Consider the following 25657-nt stretch of genomic DNA (forward strand, 5'->3'; position numbering starts at 1 on the left):
CCTATCGCTGCCGGGCAGTCTGCTCCCTGAAATACCACCCAAAAAAGTCCTTATCCGGGATTGACCGAACGAGGCACGCAATCAGAGCGGTTGCAGCGATCGCGAAAACAATCCGTCCGGCGAGCACGCCGAGAACATCCGCACCCAACGCCATGACAATCAAGGTGTCCTCGATGATGCTATGTGCAAATCCCATGAAGACGCATGAGATGAAGATTTGGCGGGGTGAGATCTCGCCTGATTGTGCTTCGCGGATCAGCAAGCCCCCACCATAGGAAATGCCCAGAAACAAGCCGACACTGGTGAATTGCCCGGCTTCACCCTCTATTCCGGCGAGGCGCAGCGAAGGCGCCAAAATCTTCATCAACAGAGCCATGAGCCCGGACAATTTCAGGATCTCCAGTCCCCAGGCGAGGGCAATGAGAATGACGAGCATGAAGAAAAGCGCCTCGATCAGCCCAGCGAGGAAGCCAAGCCAATCAGCGGAGGCGGCCACCGGAATCCAGGCCGGGTTCAGCGTTTCCGACAGCCAACCGGTGGCGGCAAACAGCTGATGGAGCATCATCGCGTAGAGTATGCCGCCGGCAACGCGGATCAGCGTGGTGATGGCTAATCCCGGACCGGCCTTTTGAATGATCTTCTGCTCGATCGGCAGAGCATGCGCGAAAAGCAGAAGTGCCGAGAAAACGGTAATATCCGCAACGCTCATCGATGCCGCCGGCACCAGTGTGAAGATCATGGGAATGGCCCCCCATATCCCCACAAGCATTCCGGTCAGCCATGCCAATCCCAGTTCCGGCGGCAGTCCGAAAAATCCCATGACTGGCGCCAGGGCCGGCGAGGCGGCCTCGATCAACCCGGTCCGGGACATCACCTCCGTCACGATCGTGACCGGAACGATGATGCGAACGAGCTGCCAATAAATTTGGAGCGTATCCTGGGTCTTGCGCATGGCGAATCTGAGCATTGAAAGAAGGTCTCTCCGCTTTGTTGCCGTCGTTCTCTAGCCCGACCTCATTCGCATTTGCGGTCAAAAATTGCGCTTGAGCGCAATTTTATTGCAACATGGTCTCGCGAGTTGGGAAGGGCATATGGATCGGATCGACAGGAAACTCCTCAACCTTTTGCAACGCGATGCGTCACGAACGAACGCCGACATGGCCGACGAGGTCGGGCTGTCTCCTTCAAGCTGCCTTCGCCGTATTCGAAGGCTGCGCCAGACGGGCTTCATCGACCGGATTGTCGCGATCCTGAATCCCGCCAGGACCGGGCGCATGTTGAAGGCGCTGGTGACGGTCGAACTGAAGCTTCATGGGGAGCACCATATGCGCCGGTTTCTCGATCTCGCGATCAGAGAGGACGCGGTGGCGCAGGCTTATGCCGTTACAGGGGAAGCGGATGTCGTCTTGATTCTGCGCCTGCGCGATATGGAGGAATTCGACGCACTTTGCGACAGGCTGTTTCGGGACCAGACGAATGTTGCGCGGTTCTTCACCATGATGGTGATCCGTACCGCAAAGGACGAAACAATAGTCCCCCTTTAATCAGCACGCAGTTGGCGTCCCCACGGTGATTAGACCTTGTCGATCTCTCCTCGAATATGAGCAGCCTCGGCGACGGTGCCGGCCAGCGCGAGCGCCCTTTCGAGGGCGGCACGAGCGTCGTCGCGACGGCCGAGCTGCTTCAATAAGGCGCCTTTCACCCCATGGAAATGAAAGTAGCCGTCGAGCGCGTCGCCGAGCGGCGCGATCATGTCCAGCGCCGCTTCGGGTCCGGCGAGCCGCGCCACGGCCACGGCCCGGTTGAGAGTGACGACGGGCGAAGGCTGCAGCCTTTCGAGGGTCGCATAGAGCGCATCGATTTCGGCCCAGTCGGTTTCCTCCGCACGATGCGCCGCGGCATGAACGGCGGCGATAGCCGCCTGGATCTGGTAAGGACCGGGCCGGCGATGACGCATGGCCTTCTCGATCAGCACCGTCCCCTCGGCAATTAGTCCCGCATCCCAGAGCCTCCGGTCTTGATCCGCCAGGAGCACGATCGCTCCGTCAACGTCGAGCCGCGCGGGTGCCCGCGCATGCTGGAGAAGAAGCAGGGCCGTCAGCCCCATGATCTCGGCCTCGCCGGGAAAAAGTTCCAGCAGGAGCCGGGCCAGCCGGATCGCCTCCTCGCAGAGCGCACCGCGGATATGCGCCTCGCCGCCGCTCGCCGCATAGCCTTCGTTGAAGACGAGGTACACCATGGCCGCGACCACGCCGAGCCGTTCGGCCCGCTCGGCCGCATCAGGAGCGCCATAAGGCACAGAGGCGGCAGCCACCTTCCGCTTCGCGCGGGTGATGCGCTGCTCCATCGCGCTTTCGCCGACCAGGAAGGCGCGCGCGATCTCCTTGACCGAAAGGCCGGATACGACGCGCAACGCGAGCGCGATCTGCTGGGCGGCGGGCAGATCCGGATGACAGCAGATGAAGAGCAGGCGCAGCACATCGTCGCGGTAGTGCGCATCGTCGAGCCTTTCCGCCATCGTGGCCTCGGTGTCGCCGAGATCGGAGATCGACTCCTCTGGCGGCAGCGCCTCCTGCCTTGCGCGCCGCCGCGTCTCGTCGAGCGACGCGTTACGCCCGACGAAGATCAGCCATGCCGTCGGATCGCGTGGCGGACCCTTGACGGGCCAGGTCTTCAACGCGCGCAGCGATGCCTCCTGGAATGCTTCCTCAGCCAGATCGAGGTCGCGGAAATAGCGCAGCAGCGCGCCCACGACCCGGGGCCGCGCCGCCGCCACTCGACCCCCGATCCAGTCGAACTCGTTCATGGCAGGGCGCCGCCTGGATTGTATTCCTTGACGGGCCGCAGCTCGAGTCCGCCGCCCGGCATGTGGCTGGCGAATTCCTTCGCGGTTTCGAGCGCCTCCTCGAGATTGGCGGCGTCGAAGACCCAGAAGCCGAGCAGCGCTTCCTTGGTTTCGGCAAACGGCCCGTCCAGCACCATGGGCTGCGGTCCGCCGCGGATCGACATGGCAGCACTCGTCGGCATCAGGCGAAGGCTGGGACCGAGCCGGCCGGCGGCCTTGAGCCCGGACTCGGTGGCCCGGTGCCGGACCAGGATGGCATCTTCGTCCTCCTTGCGCCAAAGCGCGGAACCCGCCCCGTAGCAAAGCAGCGCAAAACGCATCGTCACTTCCTCCCGTTTCTGCTCTCCAAGGACGTAGCATGGCAGGCCGCGCCGACAAGCGCCCGGTTTATTTTCCACCATGCTGTCGGAACAGCCTTCGCCCGTTCGTCCTCGGACAAACCGCAAGCAGGGAGAACAAGCATGGAAAGCAAAACCGACAAGGCCGCGATCCGCGCCGTCATCGAAGGCATCGAGAAGGCCATGCACGAGAGGGATGCCCGCGCCGTGTTCGCGCACTACATTCCGGATGCCGTGATCTTCGACCTTGCGCCGCCGCTCGTCTCGGCCATGGGGACCGATCCCGCCAAGCTGGAAGCCTGGTTCGCGGGCTGGGAAGGACCGATCGACCGCGTGACGCGGGATCTCGTCGTCACGACCGACCGGGACTTCGCTTTTGCCCACGGCCTGTCCCGCACCTCGGCGACGACCAGGAACGGCGAGCGCGCGGTCTTCTGGACACGCTTCACCATGGGGCTGAAACGCATCGGCGGTCGATGGAAGATCGTGCATGAGCACGAATCCGTGCCGTTCTATATGGACGGCAGCTTCCGCGCCGCGATCGACCTTGAGCCATGAGGAGGAAACAATGAGCAGGATCGCCGTCGAAAACGTGAATCATCCCGGCTCCAAGAGACAGGTCGATGCCGTTCCCTATGAGGCCATGAGACGAGCCTACCTCGCCGTCCTGTCCTCGGCGCCGAATGGGCTGACTATCGAAGAAATCCGGGCCCGGCTCGGAACCCATCTGCCGCAGGAGATTTTCCCCGGCGGAGCCAAGGCCGGCTGGTGGGCCAAGACGGTCCAGCTCGATCTGGAGGCGAAAGGCATCATCCGCCGGCAGAAGACCCGTCCGATACGCCTTGTGAAGGCGTGATTTCGAAGGGAGAGAAAGATGTTGAGCAACAAGCAACCCGTCGCCACCGTGGCGGTGCGCGACCTCGACGCGGCGCGCCGCTTCTACGAAGACAAGATCGGGCTCGCCGCGCCCAAGGAAGAGGAAGGGCCTGCCCTCAACTATCGGTGCGGCGCCTTCTCGCTGCTCGTCTACCAGTCGGATTACGCCGGCACCAACAAGGCGACCTCGGTGACCTGGATTGTCGGCGACGAGATCGGCGAGGTCGTTCGCAAGCTCGGCTCGAAGGGCGTCTCCTTCGAGCATTACGACATGCCCGACGTCGTCAGGGAAGGCGACGTCCATGTCTTCGGGCCGATCAAATCTGCCTGGTTCAAGGATCCCGACGGCAACATCCACGCGCTGGTGAATGGTTAGCTACACCTCGCCTGACCCGGCCAGCACGCATGTTCCTTGCGCGACTGTCCGGAAAGCTCAGGCAGGTGCCGGCGCTCCGGGACTGGATGTCATTGGCTTCGCCACCGCCTGAATGCCGTTCTCACGAAAGGCATTGTGCGCGGCTTTTAGCGCGGCGCGGCGGATCATGTATTGCTTGCCGGGCTTGGCCTTGAATTTGGCTCGGATGATCAGGGTGCCGTCCTCGACCTCGGCTATGCCCTGGCTCTTGAACGGTTCCAGCAGATCTGGGGCAAGTTCCGGGTCGGCCGCAATCTCCTGGCCGATCTTCTTGAAGAGCTTGCGGACTTTTTCCACATCCGTGTCCAGTGCGAGGCGGAACGTCAGCTTTTCGACGACCCAGTCGCGGCTGAAATTCTGGATCTCACCGATCTGGCTGTAGGGCACGGTCGCCAAAGCGCCGCGATGATGGCGCAGGGAAACCGACCTGATAGAGATCTTCTCTACAGTTCCCTTGGCAGTCGACGTTTCGATGTATTCGCCCAGGCGGAAGGCGTCGTCGATCAGGAAAAAAAGGCCGGACACCACGTCCTTGACCAAGGCTTGCGAGCCGAAGGCTATCGCGAGCCCAAAAACGCTGAGGCCCGTTATCAGCGGCCATACATTGACGCCGACCGACACCAGGATCGAAAGCAGCGCCAGCGCCAGAATGCCCGACTTGCCGACCGCGCTCAGCAGCGGCACCAACGTGCCCAACCGTGAACGCGGGGCACCTTGTCCGTCCTCGTCATTACCGACCGCAGGCAGTTCCGCACGCAACGCGCGTCCCTTTACGGTGCCGACCATATTCCACAGAAAGGCCGCAACCAAGGCGATCAGCGCCCCTCCTGTCGCGCCCCTTGCTACCTCTCGCAGATCTATGCCGAAGCCCGCCGCCAGCGGCGTTGCCCATAGCGTTCCGAGCATGGCGGTTATGATTACCAGGACCATGAAGCGGGCTGTCTGTCGCGCCGCCGCAATGGGGATGGAAATATCGGGTGATTCCATCCCTCGATGCGCCCAATTGCCGATCATCGCATCGAGGTGCGGCGTGGCGAGAAACATCAATGCGGTCAACAGGACGGCCGATCCGCGGAGCGGCGCTCCCATTGTCAGAGCGGCCTGAGTGCTGAAAAACGTGATGATCAAGAACCCTATCACGATTGCGGGCCACGATTTGGCAAGACGAGCGCGCCAGCGGCTTCTCGGGTGCGGACCGGCGACAGCGACGGCCATTGCGCGTTTGTGCCGCCATATCACCCACCCGAACAGCAGGTAGATCGGAATCGCCAAACCTGTTCGCATCAGGTCCCCCAGACCCGGCCCGACGGTCCAGAGCCGCAACGTCGCGATCAGCATAAGACCAATGATCGCGCAGCCGATGGCAAATGAGAGATCGCGCAGGAGCGCCGTCAAGTGGAAGGAGCGCTCCGGGAATTCGGCTCGCCGCGATCCCAGCAGCAGGGCTCTTACAGCGGCGAGTATGGCAATGCCGACAACTGTCACAATTGTCCAGAGTTGAAGGATTCTCGTCGGGAGCCCCGAAGCAGCGAGCAGCCGGGCAGCGATGAAGCCGACCACAAGGGCTAGCAACGCAGCCACGATCCCCGCGACGAATCTGCGCCACGCGCCGCTTGCGGCAGTCGCCTTTCGGAACCGCCGATTGGCCAGGAGGAAAACGGCTGCGACAAGCGCAACAATCAAAACGATCTGGAACAGGAGCAGGAGGAGAGACGTCCCCCCGGCCAGAAGTGAAGCTCTCAGACTTTCGAACTCGGCCGGCACACCGTTCAAAGCGGCAACCCTGGCATACAGGCCGGCGACGAAGCGGTTGCCCAGTTGTTCGAGGCTCGAAATAACAGACGTGACGTCCGCAACCGTTGTGGTCTCGTCGTTCACGATTCACCCCTTCGGCCCCTACTGAGCCAGTCCCGGCGGGTGCTCGGATCTGTAGCGCTATCCAGCGCCAGAACGTCGTACAAATCAAGCTTTTCTGTACGACAATCCAAGCCGCCCGGCTCTTCGCCGAGACAAGGTGCGCACCGCACAACAAGGTTCAGCTACAGTTCGTGCGCCACTCATTCGACACTCCAGGCGTCAGCGTCGCGCTTCCCGAAAATCGGTTCCGATTTTCGGGCCGATGCCGTAGACGTCGCGCAAATGCGATCAAATGACAGGCGTTCAAAGCTGGTCGTTGTAAGGCATCTTCGTCTGCGCGACCGTCCTGGCGAGCTGCGAGAAGGACGGAACGCCGGTCTCCGACTGGGCGAGGTTCGCCGATTGCAGGAAGCGGATCGGAAAACAGACTGCATCGCGGTTCGCCGGCGACATGTCCTCGTAGAGGCGCTCCTCTCCGGTGACGCTGGCCTCGGCCCGACGCAGGGCCTCGTCGATCTCGTCGATGGTGAGCAGCCCCTTATGCACGAGCACGTTGTTGATCGAGGCGATGGCCATCAACAGGCCTTCCAGTTGCAGATTGGCGACGTTCATGGATTTGGGCTCCCGTTCCGCTGATAACGCCCACCGTCCCCCTCAGTTTCGCAGACGCTCCAGATAAGGCAACGGGTCGGGTTGCGGTCCGACCGCGATCGCTCCGACCCGGGCAATCGCACGGTCGCGCGACTGGCGCAGATGATTCTCCAGGGCGCGCGCCGCCCCCTCGACGCGGTCGGCCTGCAGCAACTCGATCACCTCGAGATGTTCGGGCAGAAAAGGTTCGCTGTCGAACATGCGCGCCGTCCAGCGATAGAGGAAATGATGCGCGATCAACAGCGATTGCGGGAGCGTGATCGCCTGCATCAGGGCAGTGTTCGCGCAATGGCCGAGCAGAGTGACATGCAAGTCTCGCTCGAGCTGGTCGAGAACGGAGCCGTCGATCTCACGCGCTCTTGCGGTGGCGTCCTCCAGATTGGCGCGCAAGGCGGGCAGCAGGTCTTCCGGAAGGCGGGGCGCGGCCTTCCTCAGTGCCACGGGCTCCAGCAGCCAGCGCAGTTCGTAGAGCTCGCCGACGTGACTGGGCGTGAGGGCGGGCGCATACCAGCGGCCGCTCTCGTCCTTGCGTACGATGCCGCGCTGCTGCAGCCGCGCCACCACGTCGCGCGCCACGGTCCGGCTCACGCCGTAGTGGCGGGCGAGCAGGGCCTCGTTGACGCGCCAGGAAGCGAAGGAGGTCCGAGCCACGATCTCGCCTTCGACCTCGCCATGGATGCGCTCCCAGCTCGATTGCGAAACCAGTCGAAGCTCTTCCTCGCCGCCGCGGCGCGCGGGATTGCCGGTACCAGTTGCGCCGACACCCGGCTTGACGGCGAAGCCACGACCTGCGGTCTTTTCGACGAGGCCGGCCTCAGCGAGCGCGGCAAGCGCCTGACGGGCGGGAGCGCGGCTCACCCCGAATTGCGCCGCGACCGAGGTTTCGGTGAGCGTCTGGCCCGGCCGAAGAGCTCCCTCCCCGATCTGCTCGGCCAGGATTTCAAAAGCACGCTGGTAAAGACGTGGTGACGATCCCAGGCCGGGGTTCTTCTGCTGGTCCATGCTTTCCGCCTTCACGCCCTTTCGTCGTTTGGCGTCCAGCCTAAAGCATGTCTCCCGAAAGTGTGCAGCGGTTTCGGGAAAAAGACATGCGCTAAATCAAGAACCTATGGCGCGTCGCGTGAATCCTTTCACGCGACGCGCTGTAGAACAATGTTGCCGGGCCGGGGAGGTCGGCCGGCCGAGATCCGAACCTCACGAATGCGTCTTGCCAAGGATTGCAACTTGCGTCTAGTGTGCACATTGTACGGTCCAATGTACACAATAGACGCACGGGAGGAAAGGCGATGGGAGGCCGCCTCGAGGGCAAGACGGCGTTCGTGACGGGCGCCGGCCAGGGTATCGGGCGATCGGTCTCCCTCGCCTTCGCGCGAGAAGGCGCGCTGGTTTTCGCCGCGAGCCGGACCGGATCGAAGATGGCGGACCTTCCGCGGCTGGCGCCGGCCATTCGCCCGATCGAGCTCGACGTGACGGATGGCGACGCGGTAGCCAGCGCCATCGAGGAATGCGGGTCCCTGGACATCCTTTTCAACTGCGCCGGCTGGGTGCATGACGGCACGATTCTCGACTGCGACATCGCCGATTGGCGAGCGAGCTTCGAGCAGAATGTCGGTTCGATCTACAACACCATCCGCGCAACCCTCCCCGGCATGATCACCCGCGGCAGCGGTTCGATCGTCAACGTCGCCTCCGTGGCTTCCAGTCTGACAGGCGTGCCGAGGCGCGCGGCCTATGGCGCGAGCAAGGCGGCGGTGATCGGGCTTACCAAGGCCGTGGCGCGCGACTTCATCCGCTCCGGCGTGCGCTGCAACGTGCTCTGCCCAGGCACGACCGACACGCCATCCCTGGAAACCCGCATCGCTGCAACCGGCAAGCCCGAGGAAACGCGACGCGCCTTCACGGAACGCCAGCCCATCGGCAGGCTCGGCACCGTCGACGAGATCGCGGCCGCCGCGGTCTACCTGGCGGGAGACGAATCCGCCTTCACCACGGGAACGGTGATGGTCGTGGATGGAGGCCAGACATTGTGAGGACAGGCAAGGCGATCGAATCCGCGTCCGTGTCTGTCGAGATGGAGGCGCTCGAGCAGTTCGTCCGCGCCGTGCTGCTGGCGGCTGGAACGGACGAGCCGACGGCGGACGCCGCGACGCGCGCGATGATGCACGGCTCCCGGCTCGGCGTCGACAGCCACGGCGTGCGGCTCCTCGATCACTACGTGAAAGCTCTGCTCGGTGGTCGGGTCAAGGCGCGTCCTGAAATGCGGCTGGCCGGCGATTTCGGAGCGGTCGCGACCCTCGATGCCGATCATGGACATGGAGCACTGGCGGCCTATACGGCCATGGCCCACGCCACCCGGCTGGCCGGCCGCTTCGGCATCGGTGCCGTCGCCATCCGCAACAGCTCCCATTTCGGGCCGGCCGGCGCTTTCGCGCTGGAGGCGGCCGAACGTGGCTTCATCGGCATGGCCTTCTGCAACTCGGACGCCTTCGTGCGATTGCATGACGGAGCATCGCGCTTCCACGGCACCAACCCGATCGCCTGCGCCATGCCGGTGGAAGGCGGCAATCCATGGCTTCTCGATATGGCGACGAGCGCCATTCCCTACAACAGGGTGCAGCTTTACCGGAGCCTGGCGCTCGAGCTCCCCAACGGCGTTGCCTCCGATGCCGGCGGCCTGGACACTCAAGACGCCAATGCGGCCGAAATGCTCGCACCACTCGGCGCCGCGTTCGGCTTCAAGGGAGCCGGGCTCGCGGGGCTGGTCGAAATCCTGAGCGCGGTCCTTTCCGGCATGAAGCTCAGCCCCGAGCTCGCCCCCATGTCCGGACCCGATTTCGCCACGCCCCGGCAGCTCGGCGCCTTCGTGCTGGCGCTCAAACCGGACGCCTTCGTCGACAAGACGACCTTCGACGATGGCATGCGGCGCTATCTTGCAGCGCTGCGTGCCTCGCCGTCGCGCGCCGGACAAGTGGTCATGGCGCCAGGCGACCGTGAATGGGCGGAGGCGCAACGACGGGCAATGGAGGGCGTCCCCATCGATCCGAAGACGGCGGCTGCGTTTCGCAGCCTGGCTGAGCGCCACGGCGTGCCCCTGCCCTTCACCGACGAGGGGACTTGAACGAGACAAGAAAAGCAGGAGGAGCAAATGACCGGACTGAAGAGACTGAAAATCCTCGCGGCCGCGCTCGGTCTCGCGCTCGCGGGAACCGCCCTCGCTGCGGCGCAGGAAACCTACACGCTGCGCTTCAACCACGTCCTTGGCCCGGGAGAGCCTTATCACGAAGGCTTTCTGAACTGGGCGAAGCGCGTGGAGGAGCGCACCAGGGGCGGCCTCAAGATCGAGGTCTTCCACAGCGCGCAGCTCGGGGTGGAGGAAGACATCATCGAACAGATCCGCCAGGGCGCCAATATCGGCCAGAACACGGATTCGGCGCGGCTCGGCAACTACGTCCCGGGCATCGCCGTGATGAACGGACCCTATTTCGCAGATTCCCTGGAAGAGGTCTGGAAGCTCTCCGAAGCTCCGACCGTCGTGAAATGGCAGGAGGAGTTGGCCGGCCAGCATGGCCTTAAGGTCGTATGCTTCGACTGGGTGCAGGGCTTCCGGCACTTCTTCACCAACAAGCCGATCCGCAAGCCGGAGGACCTTGCGGGGCTGCGCATCCGCACCCCGCCCGCGCCGATCTGGCAGGAATCGATCCGCGCGCTCGGCGCGGCGCCGACGGCCATGGCGTTCGGCGACATGTATCCCGCATTGCAGCAGCAGGCGATCGACGGTGTCGAACTGGTCTACGCCAACATCCCCGGCGGGCGCTTCTACGAGGTACTGAAATACGCCAACGAGACCGGTCACATCCTTCTCATCAATTTCCAGGTCGTCAGCTCTCAATGGTTCGACGGCCTGCCGCCCGAGTACCAGACGGCGCTGGTCGAGGAATGCAAGGCGGCCGGCCGCGAAACCTCCGGGAAGATCGCCACGATGGCCGAGACCATCAAGGCCGATCTCCAGGCCAAGGGAATGGAGGTGGTGAGCGATGTGGACCGGGACGCCTTCCGGAAGGCCGGCGCGAAAGCTTACGAAGCGCTTGGCATAACGGAAGCCAAGGCGGCATTGGACAAGGAAATGGGCAGATAGTTTCCCGGAGCACTGCGCGCCCAAATGAACGCGCAGTGCCCTGGCAGGCGGGCGGAGTTGGGGCTACGCCCGCCTGCTTCCTTCACGGAGGCGTCTTCGAATGGCAGGGCTGCGCGCATTTCACCGATGGATCGGGCGGGTCGAGGCGCTCGTCGCGGCGGTGTTCCTCATCCTCATGGTTCTGCTCGTCTTCGCCGGCGGCCTTGCCCGCTTGGCCGCGCATCCGCTCAACTGGACCATCGATATCGCCACCTGCCTGTTCGCCTGGGCCTGCTTCCTTTGCGCCGATGTCGCCTGGCGCCGCGACAGCCTGATGTCGATCGAGCTGGTGACGGAGCGGCTGCCGGAAGGCGCCAGGCAATTCCTCCTCCAGCTCAACCACGTGCTGATCGGGGCTTTCCTGATCTATATTATCTACGCAGGCCTCTGGCTCTCCTGGGTAAGCCGCGCCCGCAGCTTCCAGGGCATACCCGGCGTCAGCTACTCTTGGGTCACGATGAGCCTGCCTGTCGGCGCGGCCCTGCTCTTGCTCACCACGCTGCTCAAATTCACCGACGCTGCGCGTTCGGTCCCCTCGAGGAGCTGAACGGTATGCTGATCGTCACCCTCGCCTTCATCATCCTCATCCTGATCGGCATGCCGGTGGCCTTCGCCATCGGCATCTCCGGCGCGCTGTTTTTCCTCCAGCATCCGGAACTGCCCTTTACCATCCCGATCCAGCAAACGGTCTCGCAGACGCAGAATTTCGCCCTGCTCGCCATTCCGCTTTTCATCATGGCCGGCAATTTCATGAACAAATCCGGCATCACCGAGGAGCTGCTGAACCTCGCCTCGGTGATCGCCGGGCGCCTGCGCGGAGGACTTGCGCAACTCTCGCTGGCGCTCTCCGTGCTGATGGGAGGCGTGTCCGGATCGGCCATCGCCGACGCCGCCATGCAGAGCCGGATGCTGGGCAACGAGATGATCAAGCGCGGCATGTCACGCGGCTTCGCCGCTGGCGTACTCTCCTTCGGTTCCCTGCTGACGCCGATCATTCCGCCCGGCCTGGGTTTCATCATCTACGGCACGATCGGCCAGGTCTCGATCGGCCGGCTTTTCGCGGCGGGCTTCATACCGGCATTCCTGCTGTGGGCGGCACTCGCGACGACCGTATCCTTCGTCGCGAAAAGGCGAGGCTATCCGCCGGCCCGGCAGGCGAGACCCCGGGCGCGCGAGGTGGCGACGGCCCTGCGGGGCGGCATCTGGGCGCTGCTGTTTCCGGTCATCCTGCTGCTCGGGCTTCGCTTCGGCATTTTCACCCCTTCGGAGATCGGCGCCTTCGCCGTGATCTATGCCGTCTTCATCGGCGTGCTGGTCTATCGGAAGCTGAAGGCCATGCCTTTTCGCGAGGCGCTCGACGGCAGCCTGGCCGACGTCGGGGCCGTCATGTTCCTGATCGCACTCTCGGCGGTGTTCAGCTACGGCATCGTGCTGGAGCGCATTCCCGAGCTCGTGTCCAATGCGATCCTCGGCGTCACCGACAGCCTCGCGGGCGTGATGATGCTGATCGTGCTTTTCATCCTGGCCTGCGGCTTCTTCATCGACGCAACCGTGCTCATCATCATGCTGACGCCGATTTTCCTGCCGCTGGTCCGGCAGCTCGGCGCCGACCCCGTTCATTTCGGCGTCGTATTCGTGATCGCCGCCACGATCGGCAATTTCACGCCGCCGGTCGGCGCTGCCATGTATGCGGTGTGCTCCATCCTGAAGGTGCCGATCGGCGAATATACGCGGGAATCCGTGCCGCTCTTCATCGCCGTCAGCATCGTCTCGCTGCTTCTGATCTTCGTGCCATCCCTCGTGCTTCTCGTGCCCAATCTCATTTTCGGCTTTTGAAAGACCGCTCCCATGGTTTCCCGAGCGGCCAGCGCTATAGTAGCAGAGGGCCGCTCGGCGGCGCCGCAAGAGGCCACGAGAAAAGGATCAGGAGAAAGCCAATGGACCGTCACGCAACAGCCGTCTGGAAGGGAAATCTGAAGGAGGGCAACGGCACGCTCGATAGCCAGAGCGGCGTTCTGACCGGCACGCCCTATTCGTTCAAGAACCGCTTCGAGGACGAAAGCGGCAAGTCCGGAACCAATCCGGAAGAACTGCTCGCGGCGGCCCATGCCGGCTGCTTCGCCATGCAGCTTTCGCATTTCCTCGCCGAGAACGGCACACCGGCCGAGAAACTCGACGCCAAGGCCGTCGTCACGCTTGTGCCGGGCACCGGCATCACCCAGAGCGCCCTGACGCTCACCGGCACCGTGCCGGGCATCGACGCTGCGAAATTCAAGGAGCTTGCCGAGAAGGCGAAGGAGAATTGCCCCGTCTCCAAGGCGCTCGGCGCCATCAAGCTCACGCTCGACGCACGGTTGGGGTGAATGCCTAGGCTTTTCATTAGATAACGCGTTGTCCCCCTCACCCGGCCTCCGCTTCGCTCGGCCGCCCTCTCCCTAAGGGGAGAGGAGGTTTTCAACGCCGAGCCAAGGTAAAATTCCAGCTATGGCGCGACGCTCAACGTTCCCTCCCCTTGGGGAGAGGGCGGCCGAGCGAAGCGGAGGCCGGGTGAGGGGGGGAGCTCCCCACGCGCCCGTCCCTTCCGCTCGATCGAGCTACGCCAGGAAAGACATTCCCCTTATCACGCTCCTGGCAGCAACAATAAACTACTTAGCCAGCCCGCCGGAGCAACCTTTTCCGTGTGACGCGGCGCGCGCCGGTTTATAACCCTCCGTAAAATCCCACGCGGAACCTACGGAGTTGTTCATGCGTCTCTCTCTGTTTTCCGCCGTCGTGGCGGTCGCTATGTCCCTATTCGGCGCGGCCCAGGCCGAGCGCCTCACCGAGCAGCCGCTCGTCGATGCGGCCTGGCTGAAATCCAAACTCGGCGATGAAAGCCTCGTCGTCATCGACGTGCGCGATGTCGAGAAGGGCAAGCCCGACCCGTACAAGGCCGGCCACGTGCCGGGCGCCGTGAACGCGCCCTATTCCACGGCCGGCTGGCGCGCCAAGGTGAATGGCGTTCCCGGCATGCTGCCGCCGGTCGAGCAGATCGAGGCGACGATCGCCGGCCTCGGCGTCGACAATGATAGCCACGTCGTCATCGTGTCGGCAGGCACCGATTCCAGCGAGTTCGGTGCCGCGACCCGCGTCTACTGGACCCTCAAGGTGCTCGGCCACGATGCCGTCTCCATCCTGGATGGCGGCTGGCGCGCCTGGCAGGCGGCCGGCGGCGAAGCGAGCGACGCCGCCGCCGCGCCTGAAAAGGCTGACTTCAAAGCAAATCTGCGCGCCGAGATGATCCCCGGGGTCGCCGATGTCGAAAAGGCGCTTGCCAACGGCACGACGCTGGTGGATGGCCGTCCCGCGGCGCAGTTCAGGGGGGAGTCCAAGAGCCCGGTCGTGCGTGTCGCCGGCACCATTCCCGGAGCGGTCAACATCGAGAACGACAAGTTCTACGACAAGCCGAACGCCTCCTTCGTCTCCCGCGAAACGGTCGCCGGCCTGGCCAAGGGTGCCGGTCTCGACGAAAACGAAGAAGCGATCGCCTTCTGCAACACCGGCCACTGGGCTTCCATCGCCTGGTTCGGGCTGAGCGAGGTGCAGGGCAACAAGAACGTCAAGATGTATGACGGCTCGATGGCCGAATGGGCCGCCGATCCCGCCCGGCCGGTCAAGTAAGCGCGGCCGTCAGACCCGAAGCAAGCGAAGTCCGGGCCGCCCGGACTCCGCTTTCGACGATAAGTAGCAAGAGAATGTCCCAGATTTCCGCCGCCCTGCCGGCATCCCAGTCGCGCTCCATCATCGACCGAGGGCCGGTCATCGTCGTCATGGCGGCGTTGCTCCTCGGCGCGGTCGCGATCGGCCAGGCGATCTCGCCGCGACAGGCAGCGCTGTTCCTGATCGGTGGCCTGCTCGGCGCTACGCTTTATCACGCCTCCTTCGGCTTCACCGGGGGCTGGCGACGGTTAGTCGTCGAGCGTCGCGGCAACGCCATGCGCGCGCAGATGCTGATGATCGCGGTCGCCGCGATCGTCTTCATTCCACTGCTCGATATCGGCTCTTTCGGCGGAAAAGCGCTGGTGGGCGCGATGGCACCGGTCGGCGTGTCGGTCCTCGTCGGCGCGACGATGTTCGGCCTCGGCATGCAGCTCGGCGGCGGTTGCGGTTCCGGCACGCTCTTCACGGTCGGCGGCGGGAGCGCCCGCATGCTCGTCACGCTACTCTTCTTCGTTGTCGGCGCCGTAATCGGCACCGCTCACTTGCCCTGGTGGCTGTCGCTCCCCTCCCTGCCGCAGGTCAGCCTCGGACAAAAGCTCGGTGTTCCCCAGGCGATAGCAGTCACACTCGCTGGATTGGCCGCTGTGGCGCTGCTGAGCGCCTGGGTCGAGCGGCGTGCCCATGGCAGTCTCGAAAAGGCGAAGCCGGCGCCACGCCAGGGAATGGCGCGGCTCCTTCAAGGCCCGTGGCCGATCGTCGGCGCCAGCTTGCTGCTTGCCGCGCTCAACATCGCGACCCTGCTGCTCGCCGGCCACCCATGGTCGGTGACGTTCGGTTTCGGCCTGTGGGGCGCCAAGGCGCTCGCCGCCGTCGGCGTCCCGGTCGAGACCTGGGAATTCTGGACCTGGCCCGGCCCGGCGCGCGCACTTTCGGGCAGCGTGCTGGCGGACATCACCTCGGTCATGGATTTCGGCATCATGCTCGGCGCCGCGCTGGCCGCCGGCTTGGCCGGAAAATTTGCGCCGAAGGCTGTCGTTCCCTTCGCGTCGTTCCTCGCCGCCGCGATCGGTGGCGTGTTGATGGGCTACGGCGCGCGGCTGTCCTTCGGCTGCAACATCGGCGCGCTCTTCAGCGGCATCGCCTCGGGCAGCCTCCATGGCTGGCTCTGGTTCGTCTGCGCCTTCGTCGGCAGCCTCGGCGGCATCGCGCTGCGTCCCCTGTTCGGTCTGGACGGATTCAAGTCGAAATGAGTTCCCGTAACACATTGCTCTTCGGGGCAGCTTTCGTCGCAGCCACCTCCGCGATCGCCGTCGATCACTATGCCAGCACGCAGCCGGCCGCGGCGCCCGCGCCGGCTGCGGCCCGATCGGCCCCGCCCTGCGCCGCCGACGCGGCCTCGTCGCCTTGCTCTGCGGCCTCCCCCTGTGCAGCCGCTTCACCCTGCGCTGCCGCGTCGCCCTGCGCTGCCGCATCACCGTGCTCGGCTGCGTCTCCATGCTCGGCCGCCTCCCCTTGTGCAGCGGCTTCCCCTGTGCGGCGGCCTCACCCTGCGCTGCCGCATCGCCGTGCTCGGCAGCGTCTCCGTGCGCAGCCGCTTCCCCTTGCTCCGCAGCCTCCCCCTGTGCGGCGGCATCGCCCTGCGCTGCCGCATCGCCGTGCTCGGCAACGTCTCCATGCTCGGCCGCTTCTCCTTGTGCAGCGGCGTCCCCCTGTGCGGCGGTCTCGCCCTGTGCCGCAGCTTCGCCTTGCGCCGCAGGCGCGCAGTAGGCAGACTTCCCGGCAGGAGATTGCCGATGAGCACCGACAAAGCCCTCGCGGCGCGGCAGGCGCTGTTTGCCGAAAAGGTCCTCGCCAAGACCGGCGACAACGTGCTGCTGGAAACCTTGCGCGGCGCCGAAGCGGTCCAGTCCTGGACCCACTATCCGCCCGGTGACGTTTTCGACGCCGAGACGGGGGCGCAATGGTACTATCATTGCCACCTGCCGGTCGAAGGCGCGCGGGAGCACGGCCATTTCCATTGCTTCATGAGGCCCGACGGCCCGCAGGGCCCCGTCCATCATCTCGTGGCGGTCGGCGTCGATGCCTATGGAAAGCTTGTGCGCCTGTTCACGGTGAACCAATGGGTGGTGGGCGATGCATGGCTCGACGCGGAGGCGACGATCGCCCTGCTGCCGCGCTTCGACCTTCACGTGGCGCGACCATCCTATCTCGTCAATCGCTGGCTGACCGCCATCCTGGACCTCTACGCAGACGAGATCGCCGAGCTCATCCGCGAGCGCGACCGCGTTATCGCCGCACACGCTCCGCCTGCCGGCGTCGCCGCCCGCGAAGATCGGGCATTGGAGGTCACTTCGGAACTCGCCGTCGATCTCCCGGCCAAGGCGGCGGAAGTCGACACCGCGAAATAGAGCGCGCGGGTCATACCCTGAAGTAGTTTGCACGTTTAATCGGCTTTTTTGGCGTTGGCGTGGCTGATCTCACCAATCCGGGTGATGACACGATATTTTCCCCGTCATACCCGTTGGTTGCTCACGCAACCCAAGGGGAGACAAATATGCGCATTTCTACAGTAATGCTGGCGATTGCACTCGCAGCATCTTCGATGATGATCATCCAGCCAACCGAAAGCATTGCCGCATCGAAGAAGACCACCGCTCAGACGGCGTCTTGGGATGGCACCTGGTCGGGAAAGTGGGGCGGCAAATCGTCTGGCAAAGTCACGATCAAGGATAACAAGGTGACCTCTTATTACTTCCAAGGCCGCCCTCAGAGGGTCGGCGGCACCAAGGTGTCTGGCAATACGATCCGGTTCGGATCGGGATACAGCGTAACGATGACCAAGACCGGTGCCAATTCGGCGAGCGCGGTATGGAAGGGCGACGGCACAGCCCAAGCCCTTATGACCCGCTAAGGGATCTCTGGCGCGAAGGCACTAGGGGGCTCGGGGGTCGCGCTGCAAACTTGCGGGAGATTGCAGGGGACAATCCTCCGGCTCGCGCAGGCAGCCCTCGCCATCCCGTCATGCGGAATGGACGAACTCCTCGTTGAGCACGTCCGCGGCGTCGAATCCGCGCGCGAGCAGTTCCTTGCGCGCGGCGGCAACCATCCCCGGAGGACCGCACAAATAGGCTTCCGTCCCGCAGCCGACCGGCACCCGTGTGACTTCGCGCAAGGCGGCCAGGGGATTGGCGACGACGCCTGGCCATCGGTTGCCGCCGACGCTGTCGGCGGCAAGAATCACCTCCAGCGGAAGTTTCTTGGACAACGCCCGCAGCTGGTCCAGGCTGTAGGCATCATCGGCATGGGCAAAGCCGACCACGGCCGAGAGCGGAGGCGCGCTGCCCGGGTCCATGCTCGACAGCATCGAGACGATGGGCGCCAGACCCGTGCCACCCGATACGAATAGCTTCGGCTTGGCGGTCGAACGCAGATAGAAGACGCCGTAGGGCCCGCGAACGGTGAAGGGGTCCTCCGGCCGCGCGCGGGTGCCTAGATAGTCGGACATGGCACCGCCCGGCAGGTCGCGCACATGGAGCACTTGCTCCGTCTGCGACGGTGCATTGGCCATCGAGAAGCGCCGGGCTCCATCAATGCCGGGAAAGATCGCCTCGACATATTGGCCGGGAAGAAACGGCAACGGGAACTGGAGACGATAGCGCACCTCCCACACCGATCGCGAAACCCGGGAGAAGCTGTTTATCTTCGCCCGCCGCAGCGAGGGGGATATGAGGTCCGTGCGCCGATAAGGCAGATTGAGAGAGATGTCCGCAACAGCCGGTGTGATGCAGAGCAGTACCTCCTCCTCCTTGTCGTCTCTCGCCAAGCAGGTGCGGCACGTACCCGCCCGGCAGTTGCTGGCAAGCGCGTGACCGGCTCTTTCGGCGGACGCCAGGATCGTCTCGCCGCCGATCGGGGGAAAATGCAGCGTTTCGCCATCGGAGAAGACGAGGCGTATCTGGCCGCTTGGATCCATCAGAAGTCGTCGGAGACGTAGCCCGTGGAAAGCCCGTCGATGCTGACTACATTGTTCGCTAACCGGTAGGCCTCGATCTGGTCCGGGCTCTGGCCGCTTGCCCAATTCACGAGTTCGTCGCGCTCTCGCATTGCGGTGACCACGGGCATGCTCCAGCCACAGGAGGTGGCGACGCTTTCCACATTCAGCCTGAATATCTGCCGCGCACCCGGCAGGTCGGGGAACAGAGGTCGCAGCGTCTCCCAATCCGGGTTGTCGGGACGGATCAGCTCGGCCTTGCCATAGAGGCGCAGCGTCAGGGGATCGCCCGAGAGTGCGCAGAACATCATCGTCATGCGCCCGTTCTCCGTGACGTGGGCGGCGGTCTCATTGCCCGAGCCGGTGAGGTCGAGATAGACGACCCTTCGCTCGTCCAACACGCGCAGGGTGTCCAGCCCCTTCGGAGAAAGGTTCACGCGTCCGTCATGCGGCGATGTCGCCACGAAGAACACCTTCTGCGCCTCGATGAAGGCGCGCATGTCGTCCGGAATTGTCTTCCATCTGAGTCCCATCGCTCAATCCTCCCCACGTAAAATCTGCAAACCGCCGATTTCGGCGCTGGCTTTCGGCATTTCACCCGCTCGGGCCAACTCGCTCATGTCAGCGCCTCCTGGAAAGTGCCTTGGTCACCCCTGTGCCTTCTCGCCGACCGAGGCCGGCCGCATCCGCTTGACCGCCGGGCCCCGCCGTCCGGAGCGCTTCTTCGATATGATCGAAGCCAGCCCTCCGGGGAAAAACAGCAGCACGACGATCATAGCCACCGCGACCAGCATGAAGCGGCCCTCCGCGAGACCATCGACATTGGCCAAGCCTTCCGACACGAAAGTCAGCAAGAGTGCCGCTATGGCCGGCCCGTAGATGCTGGACGTGCCGCCAACCAGCACCATGCTGAGAATGAGCGATACGGTCGAGAAGCTGAACACCTCGGGCGAGGCAACGCGCAGATAGATCACGTAGAAGCCGCCGGCGAGCCCTGCGAAGAACCCGCTGAACACCAATACCTTCAGGCGCTGCAGACCGATGGGAATGCCGCGCGAGGTGCCGTAGTCCTCGTTGTCGCGCAATGCCCTGATCGACAGGCCGAAATCCGAGCGCACGAGCCAGCGCAGGCAGCCGACCGTCAGGAGCAGCAACAGCAACGCGACGTAATAGTAACCGAACTTGTAGTCGCGAAGGAAGTTGTAGCCGAACAGTTCTATGGTGGGCACACGTACGAGCCCTTGCGTCCCTCCGGTGACGGCCGACTGGCTGATGACGACCTGCAGCACCAGTTGGCTGAAGGCGAAGGTGACCAGCACGACATAGATGCCCTGCAGGCGCACCACCGGCAACGCCACCAGCACCGCCGCGGCCGACGCCGCAAGCCCGCCGATCAGCATGGCGAGCCAGGGATCGACGCCGAGCAGCTTCGCCGTGAGGCCCGTCGCATAGACCCCGATGCCGAAAAAGGCGACGTGACCGAAGTTGAATATGCCGGCATAGCCGAGGCTCAGATCCCAGCTCGCCGCGACGACGGCATAGATGAAGGCCACGATGAAGAGATGGCGGACATAGGTGTCCTGCACGACGAACGGCACGACAAGGCCGACGAGCAGCAGCGCCAGGAATGCGAGCGTTCTGGCATTGAATGCGACAGACATCAGCGCTCCACCTTGCCGAGAAGTCCCTGAGGACGAATGAGGAGGATGGCGATCAAGAGGACGAAGATCATCGACGGCGCCCAATAGATGCCTATGACGAAAATCAACGCCGCTTCGAGCAGACCGATGAGATAGGCGGCAGCGATCGTCCCGCCGAGCGAGCCGAGGCCGCCGAAAATGACGATGATCAGCGCCTTCACCAGGGGTTCGGCCCCGAAGGTGGGGGTGACCAGCCGCACGGACCCGAGGAGAATGCCTGTCAGCGCCGCGAGCCCGGCCGACAGCGCGAAAGTGACGATGAAGAGAGCCGACACATCGATGCCGATCAGCTTGGCCGCGCTGGGGTTCTGACCCACCGCGCGAATTCCGCGGCCGATGCGCGAATTGCGCAGAAAGTACCACAAGAGCCCGAGCAGCACCGGCGCAAGAATCACGATCAAGGCTTCCTGGGCCGAGATAGTCGTCCCCAACAGGTTGACCTTGCCGGGCACGATCGGCCGAAGCTGCTTGAGCCGGGCACCCCAGGCGAGCTGCATGCCCTTTTCCAGGAAGATCATGGCGGCGAGTGTCGTCATGACCGTGATGAGCAGTATGTCGCGACGATCGTAGAAGGGACGTATGAGCAGCCGCTCCATAAGGATCCCCGCGCCGATCACGGCGGCGATCGCAACCGCGATGCCGGCAGCCAGCCACAGGTCGAGCCCGGCCGCGTCTGAGACCGTCCAGGCGACATATGCGCCGAGAGTCATCATCGCGCCATGCGCGAAATTGAAGATGCCGAGCGTCGTCCAGACCAGCGACAGGCCGCTGGCCATCAGAGCATAGACCGAGCCCAGGACGATACCGCTGACGAGGATGGCGCTGATCGTGTCTGCGGTCATGACGCGGCGTGCCCCCCGAAATACATGTCCATGATTTCCTCATGATCGACATCGCTGCCGCGATCGATCTCGCGTGCGATCTCGCCGTGATCGACGAAATACATTCGGTCGACCAGCGACAGCACGAAGGAGATGTCCTGCTCGATCAGAAGCAGTGGAATACCGCGTTTCGAGATCTCTCCAATCGCCGCCGCCAGCTCCTGCTTGAGCTTGGGCGAGAGCCCGAGCGTCGGTTCGTCGAGCATCAGCATCCGCGGCGCGCACATGAGGCCGACCCCGATCGACAGCATCTGGCGCTCGCCCCCCGACAGCGTCTTGCATTGCTGCCTGCGTCGTTCCGCAAGACGCGGAAAAAGCTCGAGCACATAATCGAGATTGGCGTTGCGATCCCTGCGCGCCCGCTCGGTGAAGGCGGCGAGCTCCAGCGTCTCCATGATCTCCATGTCGGGAAAGAGCTGATTGGCCTGGGGCACATGAATGAGCCCGCGTTCGACGATGCGACGCGCCGAGAGCGAATCCAGCGCTTCGCCCATGAAGCTGACTCTGCCGCTCCTGGGCACGATCACTTTCGAGATCGCATTGAGAAGCGTCGTCTTCCCATGCCCGTTCGGGCCGAAGAGACCGACGCGCTCACCGGCGCTCACATGAATGCTGATACCCTGCAAGACGTCGTAGGCATCGTAGCCGGCACGCAGGTCTCGCACTTCGAGCGCATAGGCCTTGTCGTTCACGGCGCTGCCTCCCGGCTTCCGAGATAGGCTTCGATCACATTGGGATCCTTCACCACGGAGTCTGGCGCGCCCGAGGCTATGATGCGTCCTTGATTGAGGACCATCAGGTGCTCCGAGACGCCGAGAAGCAGTGGCAAGACGTGTTCGATGAGAACGATGGTAATGCCGCGCTCCCGGACAGTTCGGATGAGGTCGGCGAGCCCGGCGACTTCCGGCTTGGTCAGGCCCGCGGCCGGCTCGTCCAGGAGCAGCACCTTGGGCTGGCTGGCGATGGCCGAGGCGATCATCAGTTGTTTTCGCTCGAACACCGAAAGTTCCCGCGCTTCCATATCGCGGCGCACCATCGGCAGGGCAACGTCGTCGAGCGCCTGCACGGCGGCCGATCTTGCCTCTTCACTTCCCAATCCGGCGCAGTAGACCGCGCTCGTATAAACGTTCTGGAACGCCGTCAGCGTGGCAAACTCGGCATCCTTCTGGAACGTGCGCAAAATGCCGGCCCGGCTGATCTGGTGCGGGCGCAAATCCTGGATCGGACGGCCCGACAGCAGCACCTCCCCGCTGCTCGGCGCGAACGGGATTCCGGTCATGACGTTGAAGAGCGTGCTCTTGCCGCTGCCGTTCGGTCCGGCGATGCCGAACACCTGCCCGGCCGCGACCGCGAACGAAACATCGTCCACGGCGACGAGGGCGCCGAAACGGCGCGTCACATGGCGCGCTTCGAGAAGCGGTACTGTGTGCTCATGCACGGCATTCGACCCATCAGAGCAATTCCAGGAAAAGTGGAAACCGGTTTTCCGTCCGGAATTGTACAGAAAACAAAGGGATAGAGCATCTTTCGGGATGCGAAGAGAAACGGAAATGCCCTAACCCGAGTGAATGGCTGGCAGCCGCGCGGATCGGCCGAGCGGCTGCCGTGTCGGCTGCTACTTCATCCAAGGCGGCGCGCGGAACTCGCCGGATGCGTAATTCGTCGGGTAGAACAGAATGCGCTCGCCATCCCACAGTTGGAAGAACTGGATCGGAATGGCGTCTTCCCCCTGGACCGCGAGGTGGGTGGCAGGATCGAAGCGCAGCTTTCCGGAGGCGATCTGCTTCTCCATGCCGCCGAGGGCCTGGCCGATCTCGAGCCGCTTGGTGGGGTCGCCCACCTTGGCCAGTGCATCGGCGTAGAGGTAAACCTGCTCGTAAAGCAATGCGCCGTAGGATCCCGGCACCACGCCGTATTTGTCCTCGTACTTCTTCACGACTTCCGCCGCACGAGGGTTTTGCGGCGTATCCAGGGGACCGCCGAGCATATTGTACATGATGCCGTTCGAACGCTCCTTGGTGAGTTCCAGGAACTCCGGCACCGACGGCGCGTACTGGATGAAGACAAGACTGTCGGTCGGCTGCTCGAGAAACTGCGTCATGAACTTCGCCGCGTTTCCGGGCAGGTAGTCGGTGTTGATGATGACCGCGGGGGCATCCTGGCGGACGCGTGCGAAGAAGGCGCGCCAATCGCTGATTTCGCCGAAGGGCAACAGGTCCGTCGAGGTGACGGTCCAGCCGGCGGCTTCGAAGTTCTTCTTCAACCCGTCCATGATGGTCTTGGAATACGAATTGTCGGACGAGATCAGTGCGACCTTCTTGTTGGGCAGCTTGACCTTGCCGCTCGATTCGAGCTGCGAGATCACCGGCACCATGGCCGTCTCATAGGCGTCGTAGGACGGAGTCACCGACCATACGGTCGGGAAGTCGTCAGGATTCGGAGCGATGATGTCGCGCGTCTGGGCCGAATTGGCCGAGATGAGATAAGGCATCTCCTGCTCGGCCATGAGTTCGATCTCGAAGTTGCTGCCGCTGGCGTAGCCGGTCATCATCACGTTCACGTCGCGATCGCCGGCCAGCCGCTCGAAGGCGCTGGTCACCGCATCGGCGGCCTGGTCCTGCGTATCCCCGGTCACCACTTCCAGTTTGTAGCCAGCGACGCCGCCAGCTGCGTTGATCTCTTCCACGGCCAGCTTCGCGCCGTTGACCATTTCGTTACCGTCGGCGGCGGCGCCGCCGGTCAGCGGTGCCAGAACGCCGATCTTGGCGATCTTGTCCTGTGCGCTGGCGGGCAAGGCCGCCAGCATGGAAGCCGCGAGAAGCGTACCTCTCATGATTGTTCGGAATTTCATCGTCGTTCCCCTTTTTTCTGGTTGATCCTAATGAAGATCAGCGCACGCCGCACCAATCGATGATGGTGGCCGCCAGCGTCTTGGTCGTCTCCTCGAGCGAAGCGATGTCGACATATTCGTCAGTGCCGTGGAAACCATCGCCGCTGGCGCCGCAGATCACGGCATCGACGCCGGCTCCTGCATAATGGGCGGCATCGGCCACGGCGACGAAGCCCGCGATCTTCGGTTTGCCGCCAGCCTCGGTCCGCCGCTTGAACAGCGATTGCACGACCGGATGGTCCGGAGACGTGTCCATCGGCGGGAAATGCAGCCCGCCCAGCTCCCACTCGACCTTGATCGGATGTTCCTGCAGCCACAAATCCTGCTGGCAGAAATGGTGGACGAAGGCTTCGAACTCGGCCCGGATCTCCTTGCTGGTCTGGTTGGGCAAGAACTTGTAGTCCAGATCGATGACAACCACGTCCGGAATGATGGCCGGGTTGGTCATGATCAGCGGCAGGCCGTCCGGCCCGAGGCCCGCGCCGCCACGGATGACGCCGACATTGATGGTGTTCATCCCGGGCGGCAGCAGCGGGTGCTGGCGCATCCGGCAGCGCGAGCTCTCGAATTGGCGAAGCGCCTCGATGAAGCGAGCGGCGATGTCGATGGCATTGGCTGCGGGACGAAGCCGGGCAGGCTCGTCGCGTTGCGGCCAGATCTCATTGTAGCGCCAGGCCGAATGTCCCTGGCGGCCCGCAATCGTGACGCGGATCCATTCCAGGCCTCCTTCGCAGGGCTGGATCTCACCCCAGCTCGGCTCCGTGATGATCGCCGCCTTCGCCAGATGACCGCGCCTCACCGCATCCATGGCGCCGAAGCCGCCGGCCTCCTCGTCCACCACCGAGTGGATGGAGACGCGGCCGTCGAGCTCGACCCCGGCCCTGCGGATGGCGCGCACGGCGGCGATTGCCGCGGCGACGCCGCTCTTCATGTCGACGGCACCGCGCCCATAGAGCCTGCCGTCCTTGATCTCGCCGCCGAACGGATCGACCGTCCAGGCCGATCGTTCTCCGACGGGAACCACGTCGATATGGCCGCAGAGCAGGAGGCTGCGCTCCTCCGAACCCTCGAGGTCGCCGACCACGTTGGGCCTGTTCTCGAAAACATCCCAGCGGTTGATGGACATGTCGAGCGCCTTGAGCTCCCGCTCGACCACATCCTGGACCGCGCTTTCGCGATTCTGCTCGGGATCGGCGACGAATTTCGGATTGACGGAGGGGATGCGCACCAGCTCCTGCGTAAGCCTGGTCGCGTAGTCCCGATCTTCGTCGAGCGCCTTCCATGCAGCCTTGACGGCGGTCTCGGTACTGGTCATCTGGTGCCTCCCTTCCAAGAAATTG

At 63.9% G+C, this 25657-nt stretch carries 28 protein-coding genes; 14 read left to right on the top strand and 14 right to left on the bottom strand.

Annotated features, from left to right (window positions below; translation table 11 throughout):
* Position 1: 1 nt before the first annotated feature.
* On the bottom strand, positions 2-952 hold the full coding sequence (locus tag ACCO56_RS28280; protein WP_433644266.1) for a nucleoside recognition protein: 951 nt from the start codon (positions 950-952) through the stop codon (positions 2-4).
* Positions 953-1091: 139 nt separating this feature from the next.
* Here ACCO56_RS28280 and ACCO56_RS28285 point away from each other — a divergent pair, with 139 nt between their 5' ends.
* Positions 1092-1544, top strand: a complete 453-nt coding sequence (locus ACCO56_RS28285; protein WP_433644267.1) for an Lrp/AsnC family transcriptional regulator — start codon at positions 1092-1094, stop codon at positions 1542-1544.
* Between the two features lie 29 nt (positions 1545-1573).
* On the opposite strand, the gene ACCO56_RS28290 is transcribed toward ACCO56_RS28285, so the two are convergent.
* Together ACCO56_RS28290 and ACCO56_RS28295 are read right to left on the bottom strand one after the other, a co-directional pair.
* Positions 1574-2806, bottom strand: a complete 1233-nt coding sequence (locus tag ACCO56_RS28290) for an RNA polymerase sigma factor (protein WP_433644268.1) — start codon at positions 2804-2806, stop codon at positions 1574-1576.
* Positions 2803-3165: a YciI family protein gene (locus tag ACCO56_RS28295; RefSeq protein ID WP_433644270.1), complete on the bottom strand. Its 363-nt coding sequence runs from the start codon at positions 3163-3165 to the stop codon at positions 2803-2805. Before ACCO56_RS28295 ends, ACCO56_RS28290 begins: the two co-directional genes overlap by 4 nt.
* Positions 3166-3306: 141 nt before the next feature.
* Between ACCO56_RS28295 and ACCO56_RS28300 the strand changes: the two genes are divergently transcribed.
* From ACCO56_RS28300 to ACCO56_RS28310, 3 genes are read left to right on the top strand one after another with little or no spacing between them, the layout of a single operon-like run.
* On the top strand, positions 3307-3741 hold the full coding sequence (locus ACCO56_RS28300) for a YybH family protein (RefSeq protein WP_433644271.1): 435 nt from the start codon (positions 3307-3309) through the stop codon (positions 3739-3741).
* Positions 3742-3751: 10 nt separating this feature from the next.
* Positions 3752-4039, top strand: coding sequence for a DUF6958 family protein (locus ACCO56_RS28305; protein WP_433644272.1), 288 nt, complete (start codon positions 3752-3754; stop codon positions 4037-4039).
* Positions 4040-4057: 18 nt separating this feature from the next.
* Positions 4058-4435 (top strand): VOC family protein, encoded by a 378-nt coding sequence (locus ACCO56_RS28310; protein WP_433644273.1) that lies wholly within the window; start codon positions 4058-4060, stop codon positions 4433-4435.
* 57 nt (positions 4436-4492) lie between these two features.
* Here ACCO56_RS28310 and ACCO56_RS28315 read toward each other — a convergent pair whose 3' ends face one another.
* The 3 genes from ACCO56_RS28315 to ACCO56_RS28325 form a co-directional block, all read right to left on the bottom strand.
* Positions 4493-6352, bottom strand: coding sequence for a mechanosensitive ion channel domain-containing protein (locus ACCO56_RS28315; RefSeq protein ID WP_433644274.1), 1860 nt, complete (start codon positions 6350-6352; stop codon positions 4493-4495).
* Between the two features lie 282 nt (positions 6353-6634).
* Positions 6635-6943: a hypothetical protein gene (locus ACCO56_RS28320; RefSeq protein WP_433644275.1), complete on the bottom strand. Its 309-nt coding sequence runs from the start codon at positions 6941-6943 to the stop codon at positions 6635-6637.
* Positions 6944-6985: 42 nt separating this feature from the next.
* Positions 6986-7984, bottom strand: a complete 999-nt coding sequence (locus tag ACCO56_RS28325; RefSeq protein ID WP_433644276.1) for a GntR family transcriptional regulator — start codon at positions 7982-7984, stop codon at positions 6986-6988.
* Positions 7985-8268: 284 nt separating this feature from the next.
* Here ACCO56_RS28325 and ACCO56_RS28330 point away from each other — a divergent pair, with 284 nt between their 5' ends.
* From ACCO56_RS28330 to ACCO56_RS28375, 10 genes are all read left to right on the top strand, one after another.
* Positions 8269-9012 (top strand): SDR family oxidoreductase, encoded by a 744-nt coding sequence (locus tag ACCO56_RS28330; protein WP_433644277.1) that lies wholly within the window; start codon positions 8269-8271, stop codon positions 9010-9012.
* 41 nt (positions 9013-9053) lie between these two features.
* The gene (locus ACCO56_RS28335; RefSeq protein ID WP_433644328.1) at positions 9054-10100 is read left to right on the top strand and encodes an Ldh family oxidoreductase; all 1047 of its coding nucleotides are present in this window, start codon (positions 9054-9056) and stop codon (positions 10098-10100) included.
* 27 nt (positions 10101-10127) lie between these two features.
* Positions 10128-11117 (top strand): C4-dicarboxylate TRAP transporter substrate-binding protein, encoded by a 990-nt coding sequence (locus tag ACCO56_RS28340; RefSeq protein ID WP_433644278.1) that lies wholly within the window; start codon positions 10128-10130, stop codon positions 11115-11117.
* Between the two features lie 100 nt (positions 11118-11217).
* The gene (locus ACCO56_RS28345) at positions 11218-11703 is read left to right on the top strand and encodes a TRAP transporter small permease (RefSeq protein WP_433644279.1); all 486 of its coding nucleotides are present in this window, start codon (positions 11218-11220) and stop codon (positions 11701-11703) included.
* 5 nt (positions 11704-11708) lie between these two features.
* A complete protein-coding gene (locus ACCO56_RS28350; protein WP_433644280.1) occupies positions 11709-12992 on the top strand; it encodes a TRAP transporter large permease in 1284 nt (427 codons plus the stop codon).
* 101 nt (positions 12993-13093) lie between these two features.
* Positions 13094-13519, top strand: coding sequence for an OsmC family protein (locus tag ACCO56_RS28355; protein WP_433644281.1), 426 nt, complete (start codon positions 13094-13096; stop codon positions 13517-13519).
* Between the two features lie 382 nt (positions 13520-13901).
* Positions 13902-14816 carry a sulfurtransferase gene (locus ACCO56_RS28360; RefSeq protein WP_433644282.1) on the top strand — a complete coding sequence of 305 codons (915 nt, stop codon included), beginning with the start codon at positions 13902-13904 and terminating at the stop codon, positions 14814-14816.
* Positions 14817-14890: 74 nt separating this feature from the next.
* Positions 14891-16105: a YeeE/YedE family protein gene (locus tag ACCO56_RS28365; protein ID WP_433644283.1), complete on the top strand. Its 1215-nt coding sequence runs from the start codon at positions 14891-14893 to the stop codon at positions 16103-16105.
* A 543-nt stretch (positions 16106-16648) separates the two neighbouring features.
* Complete coding sequence (locus ACCO56_RS28370) at positions 16649-17263, top strand: DUF6969 family protein (RefSeq protein ID WP_433644329.1); 615 nt, start codon at positions 16649-16651, stop codon at positions 17261-17263.
* Between the two features lie 59 nt (positions 17264-17322).
* Positions 17323-17766 carry a hypothetical protein gene (locus tag ACCO56_RS28375; RefSeq protein ID WP_433644284.1) on the top strand — a complete coding sequence of 148 codons (444 nt, stop codon included), beginning with the start codon at positions 17323-17325 and terminating at the stop codon, positions 17764-17766.
* 108 nt (positions 17767-17874) lie between these two features.
* Here ACCO56_RS28375 and ACCO56_RS28380 read toward each other — a convergent pair whose 3' ends face one another.
* The 8 genes from ACCO56_RS28380 to ACCO56_RS28415 form a co-directional block, all read right to left on the bottom strand.
* The gene (locus ACCO56_RS28380) at positions 17875-18828 is read right to left on the bottom strand and encodes an FAD-binding oxidoreductase (protein ID WP_433644285.1); all 954 of its coding nucleotides are present in this window, start codon (positions 18826-18828) and stop codon (positions 17875-17877) included.
* The gene (locus tag ACCO56_RS28385) at positions 18828-19379 is read right to left on the bottom strand and encodes a pyridoxamine 5'-phosphate oxidase family protein (RefSeq protein ID WP_433644286.1); all 552 of its coding nucleotides are present in this window, start codon (positions 19377-19379) and stop codon (positions 18828-18830) included. The genes ACCO56_RS28380 and ACCO56_RS28385 overlap by 1 nt, the downstream gene beginning before the upstream one ends.
* A 114-nt stretch (positions 19380-19493) precedes the next feature.
* On the bottom strand, positions 19494-20507 hold the full coding sequence (locus tag ACCO56_RS28390; protein ID WP_433644287.1) for a branched-chain amino acid ABC transporter permease: 1014 nt from the start codon (positions 20505-20507) through the stop codon (positions 19494-19496).
* On the bottom strand, positions 20507-21388 hold the full coding sequence (locus tag ACCO56_RS28395) for a branched-chain amino acid ABC transporter permease (protein ID WP_433644288.1): 882 nt from the start codon (positions 21386-21388) through the stop codon (positions 20507-20509). The genes ACCO56_RS28390 and ACCO56_RS28395 overlap by 1 nt, the downstream gene beginning before the upstream one ends.
* Positions 21385-22119: an ABC transporter ATP-binding protein gene (locus tag ACCO56_RS28400; protein ID WP_433644289.1), complete on the bottom strand. Its 735-nt coding sequence runs from the start codon at positions 22117-22119 to the stop codon at positions 21385-21387. The genes ACCO56_RS28395 and ACCO56_RS28400 overlap by 4 nt, the downstream gene beginning before the upstream one ends.
* Entirely contained in the window at positions 22116-22865 is a 750-nt protein-coding gene (locus ACCO56_RS28405) for an ABC transporter ATP-binding protein (RefSeq protein ID WP_433644290.1), read from the bottom strand. The genes ACCO56_RS28400 and ACCO56_RS28405 overlap by 4 nt, the downstream gene beginning before the upstream one ends.
* Before the next feature lie 177 nt (positions 22866-23042).
* Positions 23043-24278: an ABC transporter substrate-binding protein gene (locus ACCO56_RS28410; RefSeq protein ID WP_433644291.1), complete on the bottom strand. Its 1236-nt coding sequence runs from the start codon at positions 24276-24278 to the stop codon at positions 23043-23045.
* 37 nt (positions 24279-24315) lie between these two features.
* Positions 24316-25632, bottom strand: coding sequence for an ArgE/DapE family deacylase (locus tag ACCO56_RS28415; protein ID WP_433644292.1), 1317 nt, complete (start codon positions 25630-25632; stop codon positions 24316-24318).
* Positions 25633-25657 lie beyond the last annotated feature (25 nt).

This window comes from Mesorhizobium sp. 1B3 (assembly GCF_050958605.1).
Classification (GTDB): Bacteria; Pseudomonadota; Alphaproteobacteria; order Rhizobiales; family Rhizobiaceae.